Source organism: Desulfobacter sp. UBA2225 (assembly GCF_002348205.1).
GTDB classification, from domain to species: domain Bacteria; phylum Desulfobacterota; class Desulfobacteria; order Desulfobacterales; family Desulfobacteraceae; genus Desulfobacter; species Desulfobacter postgatei.
Window position 1 is genome coordinate 1 of the sequence record NZ_DDYV01000194.1, and the last position, 12,004, is coordinate 12,004.

At 51.6% G+C, this 12,004-nt stretch carries 9 protein-coding genes and 1 pseudogene; 4 read left to right on the plus strand and 6 right to left on the minus strand.

Annotation, left to right across the window (positions count from 1 at the left end; genetic code table 11):
- From B3D59_RS09830 to B3D59_RS09840, 3 genes and pseudogenes are all read left to right on the plus strand, one after another.
- Nucleotides 1-640, plus strand: a pseudogene (locus B3D59_RS09830) (glutamate dehydrogenase); the annotation flags it as partial.
- An 87-nt stretch (nt 641-727) separates the two neighbouring features.
- Nucleotides 728-1,678, plus strand: a complete 951-nt coding sequence (locus tag B3D59_RS09835) for a helix-turn-helix transcriptional regulator (protein WP_286819414.1) — start codon at nt 728-730, stop codon at nt 1,676-1,678.
- A 19-nt stretch (nt 1,679-1,697) separates the two neighbouring features.
- On the plus strand, nt 1,698-4,865 hold the full coding sequence (locus B3D59_RS09840; protein WP_286819415.1) for an NAD-glutamate dehydrogenase domain-containing protein: 3,168 nt from the start codon (nt 1,698-1,700) through the stop codon (nt 4,863-4,865).
- A 114-nt stretch (nt 4,866-4,979) separates the two neighbouring features.
- On the opposite strand, the gene B3D59_RS09845 is transcribed toward B3D59_RS09840, so the two are convergent.
- The 5 genes from B3D59_RS09845 to B3D59_RS09865 all read right to left on the minus strand — a co-directional run bounded on the left by B3D59_RS09845 (nt 4,980) and on the right by B3D59_RS09865 (nt 10,114).
- Nucleotides 4,980-5,978 (minus strand): ABC transporter substrate-binding protein, encoded by a 999-nt coding sequence (locus B3D59_RS09845; RefSeq protein WP_286819416.1) that lies wholly within the window; start codon nt 5,976-5,978, stop codon nt 4,980-4,982.
- Complete coding sequence (locus tag B3D59_RS09850) at nt 5,975-6,742, minus strand: ABC transporter permease (protein WP_286819418.1); 768 nt, start codon at nt 6,740-6,742, stop codon at nt 5,975-5,977. The genes B3D59_RS09845 and B3D59_RS09850 overlap by 4 nt, the downstream gene beginning before the upstream one ends.
- A complete protein-coding gene (locus B3D59_RS09855; RefSeq protein ID WP_286819420.1) occupies nt 6,732-7,427 on the minus strand; it encodes an ATP-binding cassette domain-containing protein in 696 nt (231 codons plus the stop codon). Before B3D59_RS09855 ends, B3D59_RS09850 begins: the two co-directional genes overlap by 11 nt.
- Nucleotides 7,428-7,599: 172 nt before the next feature.
- The gene (locus B3D59_RS09860; protein ID WP_286819421.1) at nt 7,600-9,621 is read right to left on the minus strand and encodes a PTS sugar transporter subunit IIA; all 2,022 of its coding nucleotides are present in this window, start codon (nt 9,619-9,621) and stop codon (nt 7,600-7,602) included.
- A 40-nt stretch (nt 9,622-9,661) separates the two neighbouring features.
- The gene (locus tag B3D59_RS09865) at nt 9,662-10,114 is read right to left on the minus strand and encodes a cation:proton antiporter (RefSeq protein WP_286819422.1); all 453 of its coding nucleotides are present in this window, start codon (nt 10,112-10,114) and stop codon (nt 9,662-9,664) included.
- A gap of 220 nt (nt 10,115-10,334) precedes the next feature.
- On the opposite strand from B3D59_RS09865, the gene B3D59_RS09870 reads away from it, so the two are divergent.
- Nucleotides 10,335-10,880: a YkgJ family cysteine cluster protein gene (locus B3D59_RS09870; RefSeq protein WP_286819423.1), complete on the plus strand. Its 546-nt coding sequence runs from the start codon at nt 10,335-10,337 to the stop codon at nt 10,878-10,880.
- A gap of 20 nt (nt 10,881-10,900) precedes the next feature.
- Here the strand turns inward: B3D59_RS09870 and B3D59_RS09875 are convergent.
- On the minus strand, nt 10,901-12,004 hold a 1,104-nt coding region (locus B3D59_RS09875; RefSeq protein WP_286819425.1), incomplete at its 5' end, for a divergent polysaccharide deacetylase family protein.

The window sequence follows — 12,004 nt, forward strand, 5'->3', positions numbered from 1 at the left end:
GGCCCAGTACACCGTGGAAAAAATTCTGGACCTGGGGGGGAAAGTCGTCACCATGTCGGACTCCTCCGGGTTCATCTACGACGAAACAGGTATTGACCGGGAAAAACTGGCCTGGGTCATGGAGCTGAAAGAGGTCAGGCGGGGTCGAATTAAGGAATACGCGGAAAAATATCCGGAAGCCGTATACACTCAAACAGATGCCGCCCTGGATTACAATCCCTTGTGGAACATCAAGGCCGACTGCGCCTTCCCCTCTGCCACCCAGAACGAAATTAACAGCAAGGATGGGCGTAACCTCATTGAAAACGGGGTCTTTTTAATCTCCGAAGGGGCCAACATGCCCTCCAGCCCGGAAGCTGTCGACCTTTTTGTGGATCGCAAAATCCTCTACGCCCCCGGTAAAGCGGCCAATGCCGGTGGGGTGGCGGTTTCCGGCCTGGAGATGTCCCAGAATGCCGTACGCATGTCCTGGAACCGGAAAAAAGTGGACAGGCGCCTGTATGGCATCATGAAATCCATCCATAAATCCTGCGTGGACGCCTGTGAGGAATACGGCGAGAAGGGCAACTACGTGGCCGGGGCCAACATTGCCGGTTTTACAAAAGTGGTCAACGCCATGCTGGATCAGGGTCTTGTATAGCCCTTAAATTCCTGCTATATCCGAATTTATATCAGCATCAGCCGCCCTGTTTGTATCGGGCGGCTGGAAAAATTTAGGAGGGAGGAAGTGGGGCATACTGTGGAGCAGCCAGATATCGAAAGCCTGGTCCGCCGCAACCGGGAGCTTGAACAATTGGAGCAGGACCACCGGCGCATGGAGTTAATTTTCAAGCAGCAGGCTCATAATCTCCAGGAACGTATGAAGGAAATCAACTGCCTGTACGGTATTTCCAAGATCCTGGAACAGACCGGGCTCTCCCTGGAAGAGACCTTCCAGAAGGTGGTCAATATCATTCCTCCCTCCTGGCAGTACCCGGAGATCACATGCGCCCAGCTCCTCATCAATGACCAGAGTTTCCGCACCAAAAATTACAAAAACACCTTCTGGAAACAGCAGGCCGAAATCATTGCCTACGGTGAACCCATGGGCATCCTCACGGTCTGTTACCTGGAAAAGCGCCCCGACCTTGACGAGGGCGCATTTCTGGCCGAAGAACGATCGCTGATCAATGCTATAGCCGAACATCTCGGCCGGACGATAGAGCGGAAAATGGCGGAAAACGAACTGCGGGAATCCCGGCGCAAGCTCAAGGAACAGAACCAGCAGCTCAAGGAAAAAAATATTGCCCTGCGGGAAGTGATGAGTCAACTGCGGGAGGAAAAAGCAGATCTGGAAGAGCGGGTTCTGGCCAATGTGGAAAATATGCTGCTGCCCCTGGTTAAAAAAATGGGAGACCGGGGATCGGACCTGGATAAAGACTACCTGCGACTGCTGGAAGAAAACATCGCCCAGCTGACCTCTTCCTTTGGTTCCAAAATCTGTCACCTCAACCAACGCCTCACGCCCAGGGAAAGCGAAATCTGCAATATGATCCGCGCCGGCCTGGGCTCCAAGGAGATCGGAAAAATGCTGAACATCTCCTACCGCAGTGTGGAAACCTATAGAAACCACATCCGCAAAAAGTTGGGCATCACCAATAAAAAAATTAACCTGACATCTTACCTGTCCGGCCTGTAATCCGCATGGAGGAACACTCATGGGCAACCTGCTGCCCGACATCAGCCAATCCCCCCATATCATTGACCGCGCCGACGCACTCAACCTCAACATCAGGATTCTCTACGAGGCGGTCATTGATCTTTCCGCCCAGGGTCTGATCACGGCCCATTGCATCAATATGGCCGCAGGTATCCTGCTCAATGATTTGGGGCTCCCCAGCTATTTTTTCGAAAATATCACTAAGGACTCCCTCAAGCAGATCCTATCCTCCATTACCTCCAGCATCGCCGTCCAGGATGGCCGGGTCGTCCTGGTGGGACGGGTGGCCCACATCGACTTTGACCTGGGGCAGGGCAGTGAGGTCCAGCGGGTCCGCATCGCCACCCGGGAAACCCGGGACGCCATGGAAAAACTTATGGAAAACATGATATCCGGCCATCGCAGGGAATATTACTACAGCCGGGAAAATGAATACTACACCTATATTTTCCGGCCGGAGACGGTAAACGATTTCACCAAACATGAGTTTAAGGCATCTCCCTTTCTTTTCAACCTTGCCGGAGATTACACCGCAACCCCGGAATCCACCCGCATGCGGTATGAAGACTTTCTAAGGAATTGCAAGATATCGGTGACGCCCCTGGTGGAAGCCTTCAATCTGCCGGCCACTGCGGAAACCCGGATCATGTTCAACTCGGATTTCGCCACCCCCCAAATCCCAATTTTCCGCCAGTTACTCAAAGACCACGGCTTCAGCCTCATGCGGGCCTATTGGGAACCCTATTGGGGCGGCACCGATGTTCCCACGTCTATCTGCTCCATATATATCCGGGGAGAAATTTCACGGACCCAGGAAAATGAACTGATTCGGGATATTCAGGATTTTTTGGCCTTTGATGTGGGCCCTGTCACGACACTTTACGTGGAAGGAAAGCTGACCTACAAGGAAATGCTTTTTGCCGGCAATGCCATTGATTTTGCACGGATATTCATCTTCTCGGAAAGCAATGCCCAAAGTGATTCTGCCATTATGTCCCGCCTGGATGACAGGGCCTGTGAAGAGGCTTTTGCCGCCCGGATTCACGAGGCCGCCCGCGCCGCCTTTGACATCCGAACGATTGAGGCCGCTGTTACGGCCCACCCCGGCCTGCTTAAAGCCTTATATGAATTATTTGCCCTTCGTTTTGATCCGACCACGGCTTCGTTTCGGTCCATAGCGGATTTCACAAAACAACTTGAGACGTTCCATCGAATGTGCCGGAGCCGCCTCACAGAACACCCCACAGCCCTGCAGGTCTTCCGGTTCATGGCAAAGCTTGTGACCAACTGCCAAAAGACCAATTTTTATACCCCGGGTAAACGGGCTTACAGCTTTCGCCTGGACAGCGGTATCCTGGACCCCCTGGTATATAACCGGCCTGTTTACGGGATTTTTTTTATCAACGGCCACTATGCTGCAGGCATCCACATGCGGTCTGCCGACATTGCCCGGGGCGGTTTGCGCCTGGTAACAGGTGGGGCGGCGGCCCACGAAAGGCAGATGGAAAATGCGGCCCTGCTCAGCTTTATCCTGGGGCCTCGGGACCGGCGGCTTAAGCATAAGGACATCTGCGAGGACGGCGCTGCAGGTGTAATCGTTCTCCATCCAATCTACTGTGAATATTCCAGGGATGCAGTATTGGATTTCATCGAAGGTATCCTGGATATCACCCTCCCCAATGAACATGTAATGGATTATTACGGCCGCCCTGAAATACTTTTTTTCGAACCGGATCGGGGCACGGCAGGTCTGATGTATACCGTTGCCCTCCGGGCAAAGGAGCGGGGCTATCCCCACTGGCGGACCATTGCCACTGAAAAGGGCTGCGGTATCCTCCACGATAATTACGGTCTTCTGGACAACGGCAAGGTGTTCGCGCTGCTTCCGGCCGCGAACGGCCTCAGCGACCTGCAAGTCGATGGAAAGTCCCAGCTGGTCACCAAAGATCTGGAGAGAGTTAGGAAAAACATCAGTGGGAAAATTAAAACCCTGGGCATGACCACCACGGCTATGATGGCGGCCTTCCGCACCCTGATCCACCACCATGACATCCGGGAAAAAGATCTTAATCTCATGGTCATCGGCGGACCCGGCGGCCGGTTTGGGGGAAATGAACTGCTCTGCTGCCGGAGTAGGATCTGCCTGGCCATAGACAACGAAGGCGTCCTCTTTGATCCCACCGGCCTGGATCCAGGTGAATTGGAAAAATTGGTCTTAGCCGCGCGTACCGGCATCGCCGCGGGCACTATGGCCTTTCCTGCGGACATGCTATCCCCGGAGGGATTCAAGGTGCCGGCGACGGCTGCGCGCATCTTTCTGCCCGACGGTACCGTGATCGAAGACAGTGCCCTTTTCCACCGGGCCTTTTTCTTTGATCCGGCAATGAGAGCCTACATTCGCAGGGCCGGCATCCGGGCCTGTCTGCCCTGCGGTGGATTCAAAGGTGGGGTCACCGGAAGAACCGTCACATCCTTTCTGGAAAATTTCAAGGAACTTGAATTCATTGTGGAAGGTGCCGGCCTTTTTTTCGACAACGACGCCCGGCGGCATATTGCGACAAACACCTGCATCCGGCACCTCAAGGATAGTACTGCCAACAAGGGCGGCCTATTCTCCTCGGTCATGGCCGAAGTCCTCCCGGGTTTCCTTCTTGGGGACCAATACGAGGCCGCCATACTTGAAGATTCTAAAGTGTGCGGTGCCCTGATTCGAGAGATTATAGGTCTTGTTGAAACCCATGCGGCAGCGGAAACAAAGATAATAATCCGCCGCAGTAAAGCAGATCCGACCATTCCGCTTTTTGCGCAATCGGACAAGGCAGGGGAAGAGATCCTGGCCCTTCAGGAAACATTCCGAACCAGACTCAACACCATATTAAAGCAGAAAACCCTGGTTTGGAAAATATTGGCGGCCTATATCCCAGAGACTTTGGTCAAACTAATCGGGAAAAAGCGGATCACAGACATCCTCAATACCGATCCCATGCAGGAATACCGGAACGCCATCATCACCAAAAAACTGGCGGCCATGGCCTTTTATCGGTTCGGCCTGGAATGGGATCATTTTACGGCAAAGCTGGAAAAAGACTTTATCGGCACCGTGACTGATCTGGCAGCGCCTCTCCCTCATCAGAGCGCATGGCCGGTTTCTGCTGCGTTGCCCTGAGCGTTGCCGTAGTTGCTTTGGAGCAAGAAATTCTGGAAATCTATGAATAAGTCATAGGGCCGGACCTGCCCTTGGGCTTGAATAGACAAAACAATGATCTCACTCAAGGTTACGCTATTTTTTGGGTCCAACCAGGCGGCTTGTTACATCAACCGGGGCCACGATCTGTTTTTCTTTAACCATGATGCTTTCAGTCTGCTGCCATGCCCCGGTATCAATGATACCGATTTTTATCCCTTTGTCCGGTTTGATCAACGGACGGGTGGCTTCAAGCTGTTTTTGGCGAATATCGTCTCTGGTGCCTTTATCCTTTTTTTTGATCTGGGCTAAAACCTGGGCTTCGTTGGCCGGATCCACGGCAAATTCCCAGGCCGACAGCAGCGCCGCCATAAAAGCATTTACCGTGTCCGGATGTTTTTCCATCATGGTGCCTGACGTCACGACCGAGTTGGCCACAAAGGATACACCATAGTCCGCAGGGTTCAAAAATTTTACCTGCTCGCCTTCTGCGGCCAGCCTCTCTTTTAAGATAACCCCCTGGGAGTTGCGATATACCGGCCACACCTCAACTTCTTTTTTCAGAAACGGGGTAAAGTCAAACCTGACGCTGGAGATGCGGATATCTTTTAATGTAAGCCCTGCTTTGGCTAAAAGGGTGATCATGATGGTTTCATCATTCCCCCCGAAGGTGATCCCGATATGCCGGCGCCTTAAATCGGAAAGGCTTTTGATTTCAAGCAGGTCCGACCGGTAGATCCACTGCATGGGGTTGACCTGGAACAGCTGGGCCAACACCACCACGTCGGCGCCTTTTTCAAGGGCCCGGATGACCTGGTCGGCAGATGCCACGCCAAAGTTTGCATATCCCAGCTCAAGTTCCTTGATGGCATTTTTTCCGGTCCCGCCTTCATTTACGGAAACATCCAGCCCTGCTTTTTCAAAAAAGCCGCCGGTATCGGCAATGATGTCACCGGCCACAGAGGTGTTGAACAGCCATTTTAGACGGTAATTAAGGGTATCGCCGGCAAAGGCAGGTGTGAGAGCAAAAAACATCATGCAAAGGACAATAAGTCCTGCCCCGTTTATGGTGTTGGTTTTAAACTTTTTATTCATAACAGATATTCTCCCTTTGGTGCGAACCATTTGGTTTTCATTTGTTCGCCCACGGTTTCCAGAATGCCCTGGTAAACCGAGATAATAATGCCGATGGAAAACAGGGCCACAAGAATGCGGGCAAGATCGCTCTGGTACAGGGCAATGCGTATACTGTAACCGATGCCTTGATCTGCTGCAATAAATTCCGCCACAATGGTGCCGGCCATGGCCAGTGTGGCGGATCCTGAAATCACCGTGGTCAGCTTGTTTAGATTTTCAAAGGCCCGGATCTTGACTTCCAGCTGCCAGCGCATCCGGCCGGTGGCAATGTAAAAATGTTCAACGTCCTTTATGGGCGATGCCATGATTCCTAACACCGACAGCAGCAAAGGGAAATAACAGATCATGGAGGCAATGAGCAGGCGGGATAAAAATCCGTCCCCCAGGAGAATGAAAATAATCGGAGCCAGGGCCACAATGGGATAGGCCTGGATGTTATAGGCCATGACTTTGATAAATGAGCCTGCCCAGGATGATTTGCGGCCGATGATTCCCACAAAAAAGGCCATGAAAATCGAGATCATCTGCCCCAGAACAGTTACGGAAAGGGTATTGAGTACGTCAAAGAAATAGCCGCCAAGCATACGGTGTGCGGTATCAAAGATCACCGCTAAACCGGGGATAACATAATTGGACAGGCCCGCAGCATATTTGACGGTTAAAAGGCCGACAACGCCTATGCAATAGACAATCAGAAACTGGTAGATTCGTCTAAACAGCATTCATAATCTCCAGCATGGACCGGTCAATGGCCTGGGGATCTGAGGTATATCCTGTTTTATAATTTTGGCCCTGCACCACGACGGCGCCTTTATTTTTACCGGGATGGCTTAACACCAGGATCTCTTTGCAGAATCGGGCCACTTCCATGAGATTGTGGGAAATATAAAGAAACAGCTTGGCCGGAAATATCTCCTTTATGGCCAGGATAATGGTTTCCCGTAAGGCTTCATCCACATTGGCAAGACTTTCGTCCAGTATCAACAGGTCAAAGTCCTGGATAAGGTAGCGGATAAGGTTCATCCGGTTTTGCTGGCCCATGGATAACTGGGAAAATCGTGATCCCAAGAGAGCTTCCACGTTGAAAATTTTGACAAGTTCTTCTTTAAGATCTGAATTTTTTGGGGGGCACACCTTTTCCAGGTGGCTGCCGGTACTGGACCAGCCGGGCAGACGTTCCTGGTTGTAAGAATATAAAATGGTGGAAATGTCTTCATAAATCAACGCATTTCCCCCGGGGCCGCTGCTGCCGCCGGCAAGAATTCTGGCAAAGGAGGTTTTCCCCACGCCTGATGGCCCGAAAACAGCGTTAAATCCGGGTGCGGCCATGGAAAAATTAAGATTTTCCAGAACCGGTTTGTCCGCCTCCGGGTAGGTGAAAGTCATGCCCCTGCATTCAAAATGCATATCCTTCTCCAGTGAGGGTAGATGAACATTACAATAATTCGGTGGATTGTTTGCATATTTCATTGCAGGTCATGCGTCAGCCCAAGGCTGTCATTCAAGTTGGCTAATCCATACCGGGTTCGGCACGAAAAAGCAACTTTAAAGGGGCGTTTGCAGCAATTCTCAATCTGAATTATTGCTTGGAGAAGCCGTTTTGTAAAGGCGCAGCTGACCGGCGATTCCGGTCGGCATTCAGGAGCAACTCTTTAAGCGCCTTGGTAGACATGGCCCTGAGCCATTTATGCTCAAATCTCGGGTCCATGACGATCTTGGCGATGGCGGACAGGGCCTCAAGATGAAAATTGCGCTCATCCCTTGTGCCCACCAGTACAAATGCGGCATGAACGCTTGGGGTTTGGGGCGAAAAAATGATTCCCTTTTTGCTTCTGACGATTAGCATACCAAATTGGTTTTCTCCTTCAATGATAATGTGGGGGATGGCAAGTCCCGGTGCCAGCACCGTGGTCATTTCGTTTTCCCTTTGGCTAAGCATCTCAAACAGGGTGGATGCAGAGATGTTCACCTGTTTGCTCATCTGTTTTGCGGCCAGTTCAAAAAAGGCGTTTTTGTCCATTTCCTGCTTAAGATCAGCCACCACGGCCTTTTCCACCAGATGATCAAACCAGTCTTTTTGTCCGTTTTCATTAAGATGGGGCTGTTTTACATCCTGCTTCAATTGTTCAGGTGCGGCCATTTCCATCAGATTTAAAGCGGCCTGGCCCTCGTGTCGGCCGAAACGCAGGGCAATCTCCTGTAATGCTGTCGTGGTGCCCATGACTGTGACCCGGTCTCCGGACTCCAGTCGGGTAAATCCATGAGGGACAGAGAGCGTTCCCCTGCGCCGGATCGCTATGATCACCGAGTCAAAGGGCAGGCGAAGGTCTCTTAGGGAAATGCCGTCAAGGTCCGGGTTGCGGACCGTCACGTCTGCCACATCCCGGCCCCGTTGAAACCCCATCAGCAGGGAAGCCGCCTCCGGTGCCCGGACAAAGTGGTCCAGCAACCCGATAATGGCGGTGGACGGATCCACCACCAATACGTTGAGATCCTGGAATGCGCTAAAGTTACTGCGGTCATTGAGGCGGGCAACCAGGGTCTGGGTGGCAAAATGCTCAAAGGCGGTTTCGCAGATATCCAGGTTTTCCCTGTCGCTCAGCAGGGTCACAATGGCTGTTGCTGTTTGGCACTGGATTTGTTCAAGGGCTTTGCGATCAAACCCGTCCACAACCTGTACAGGTATCTTGCGGCTGTTTTCCAGGCTGGATAGGGTCGATCCCCCCCTTGGCTGGGCCAGTTTCACCTGCCACCCATGGGAAAACAAGGTATGGGCCAATGCGGTAGATTGGCTGTCGGTTCCAAAAATTACCACATTTTGTGGCGCGGTCAAGGCATTGGGCTTGGCCGGGGAGTGATCTTCTTTCATCCGCTTGATGGCCAGTTTGAACAACGGGGGGCCGACGATTTCGTTAAGGATAATAACGGATATAATAAGCGTGGAAAAAGAAGGGCCCCACTGGGGAAATTCTATTCCCACTTGTTTGGCAAGCCCAAGCCCGAGGCCGGCCTGGGTGATAAAGGCCATCCAGTAAGTCCGGCTGCTTTGGACGCCAATTCCGGCCAGACACCCCCCTAAAAAAGAGCCTGTAAATATGGCAAAGACGCGAACACCGAACAGGATAAGGGCAATCGGCCAGGTATCGGCCAGGGTATCAAGCCGGATGGAGGCCCCGGTCAGGGTGAAAAAGGCAATGTAAATCCCTGGACCGGTACGGTGGAGTAAATCAAGAAATTCTTTCCTGTACCTCCTTGAATTGGCAGTCAAAAAACCGGCCACCATGCAGACCAGAAGGGGTTCAATCAGGATTTCAATATTTATTTTATGGTGGGTGTACGCCCGAAGGATCAGGGAACCGATAAAAATAAGGTATCCGGTTAAAAGGATCAACACGGATTTTAAAACAAAGGAGGCGGGAAGCCGGAGGATAAAAAATAAAATTCCGGCGACCGGAATACCAAGGGAGATGGACAATGCGATCTCCAGGATCAGAAAAAGGACAACCCCGGTATTCCATGTCAATCCTGTAAAGAGGGCGTCCGCCGTGGTGATCGCTGTGGCAAACAGCACAATGACCACCACGTCCATGATGACCGTCACGCCCATGACCGTTTTTGTAAACCGGCCCTTGGCCCTGAGCTCATTGATAATGGCAATGGCCGAGGACGGGGCTCCTTACCACAAGAATGGCTCCGGCAATCAGTGCCACGCCAACTCTTCCTGAAACCGGCATGGCCGCCATGAAAGTTATATGGTCGGCAAGGGCAAAAAATGCCAGTGAACCCATTGTAAAGGTTGAGATCACAAGTCCCGATGTAATCCAGCCAATGGCAGTCAGCCTTGACTTGAGTTCTTTCAGATAGAGCTCCCCGCCTGCGGCAAAAGCGATCAGCCCCAGCGACACTTGATCCACAAAGGTCAGGGTTGAGATGGCCTGGCTGGGTATCAGGTTCAGTACATGGGGGCCGGCAATGATGCCGGTGAATAGAAAACCGCTGATCAGGGGAAAGCCGGCCTGTTTAAATGTGTCGCCGATCTGCCTGGCAGCCAGGGCAATGATGCAAAATCCTGCGGCAAATACAAGAAAATCCATATCCTGATTCGTTTGATGTTTTCCCCCACCTTAACACGGAAATTCTGATTGGAAAATCTATTTCGGGTACGGAGGGTAACCCATTGCTTTATTAATGATGGCAAGCCATGACCTGTGCTATAGCCGTTGCAATCACACTTTTCAATATCCGGATCGTTTGCATTTCATAGTAAGTAAGGTATAAGAGGTGCTGAAAATAGACGAAAGGAGGGGAGACACAGTGACTGAGCATGTGCTTGACAATCTATTGAAAAATTACATGGATCTGATCTCACGGGTGGATGAGCATATCCAAAGGCTTGCCCGGGTCCATAAAGACCGGCTTGCCTGCAAAAAAGGGTGTGATGCGTGCTGCAGACACCTGTCTTTGTTTCCGGTTGAGGCCTTTGTCCTGTCACGGGCCTTCAGTCGCCTGGATGCCCCATGCCGGGAAAGGATTATTGGGCAGGCACAGCAGACCGATCGCACATGCCCCCTGCTTGTGGACCATGTATGTATGGTCTATGAGGCCCGCCCCATTATCTGCAGAACCCACGGATATCCCCTGTACATGGAAAAAGAGGGTAGGGCCATGGTGGATTTTTGCCCTAAAAATTTCAAGGGCGTAAAAAAACTGGATCGTTCTGATCTGCTGGACCTTGACCGGATGAATACCCTTTTAACTGCCGTAAACAACCATTTTGTTGCCTGCTTTGAAGACGGCCTGCCCGAACGGATACCTGTGGACCAGGCCCTGGAATTATATCAGGATCTTGAAATATCCTGAACCCTGCAAAAATTGCAGGGTTAACCCGAAGGGACCTCCACAAGTCTGCTGGCCGGGACCAGCCGGACCTTGCCCCTGGTTTTGGGAAGTTCTCTTTTCAGCGCATCCAGGGTGGCCTGGTGGGGGTGGCCGATACCAATGGCACTGCCATTTTCCTTGGCCTCTTTGATAAGTTTTTCGATTTGCCCTGAAATGTACTCAACATTCTGGACGTTATCCAGGAACACATCCCTGTGGGAAAATTTCAGTTGAAACATGCGGGCGCACTGCTCTGCTTTGGATTCAGCAGATGTCCTGGAATCAACAAAAAAGAGATTGTTTTGTTTCAGTACCGTGAAAATCTGATTCATTTTATCTGAATCGGCCGTAAGCCTCGAGCCCATGTGGTTATTTACCCCTACTGTGCCGGGAATCGCATGGATATCCTTGCGAAGCTGGGTTAACAGTTCCTCCGGGGACATCTTAGAGAACAACGCCCCCGGCCCTGGGTTGACTTTGGGATACTCGGTCGGTTCCATGGGAAGATGCAGCATCAGTTCCGCCCCTTTTGCCGACAGGCTGTGAGCAAGTTGGGTTCCGGCAGGAGAAAAGGGCAGAATGGCGAAGGTGATATTCTTATCTATGTTGAGCAGGTCCATGGTCAGCTCTTTGTCATATCCGATATCATCAATGATAATAGCAATCTGAGGAACAAAATCATTCCTTTTCGGCGGTACAACCTTTTTGGGGGGGGGCGGCGTTACATCATCATACACTTCATAAACAATGGCCGAACCTTTTTTATGTACCTGTGTTTTAGTAATAGTGCTTTTATCCGGGGGATGCTGCTTTTCCTTAAGGCCCTCTGCTTTGGTTATGAGTTTGGGTTCAATGGCCGGCCGGTCCTTTTTTTGGGGAGGCAGGGAATTGTCCTCTGGTGGCGTCGGGGCGGGGGCCTGAGGCGGTGCCACAGGCCCCCTTTTTTTGTCCGTCTGGGTTTCCGGTGCCACAGGGCGACGGGCTTTTAGAAAAATATCAACCAGCATGGCCGTGGTCAGGCAGACCGCCAAAAGGATGGCAATACCTAAAACCGTTTTTTTCACCTCATGGAAATTTCCGGGTTTTTTTTTCTTATCAGGTTGCTT

Excerpts from the sequence above, each read along its gene's own strand:
- B3D59_RS09850 (WP_286819418.1), bottom strand. The coding sequence starts at position 6,742 with ATGCTGTTTAGACGAATCTACCAGTTTCTGATTGTCTATTGCATAGGC.
- B3D59_RS09855 (WP_286819420.1), bottom strand. The coding sequence starts at position 7,427 with ATGCATTTTGAATGCAGGGGCATGACTTTCACCTACCCGGAGGCGGAC.
- B3D59_RS09865 (WP_286819422.1), bottom strand. The coding sequence starts at position 10,114 with ATGGATTTTCTTGTATTTGCCGCAGGATTTTGCATCATTGCCCTGGCT.
- B3D59_RS09840 (WP_286819415.1), top strand. The coding sequence starts at position 1,698 with ATGGGCAACCTGCTGCCCGACATCAGCCAATCCCCCCATATCATTGAC.
- B3D59_RS09845 (WP_286819416.1), bottom strand. The coding sequence starts at position 5,978 with ATGAATAAAAAGTTTAAAACCAACACCATAAACGGGGCAGGACTTATT.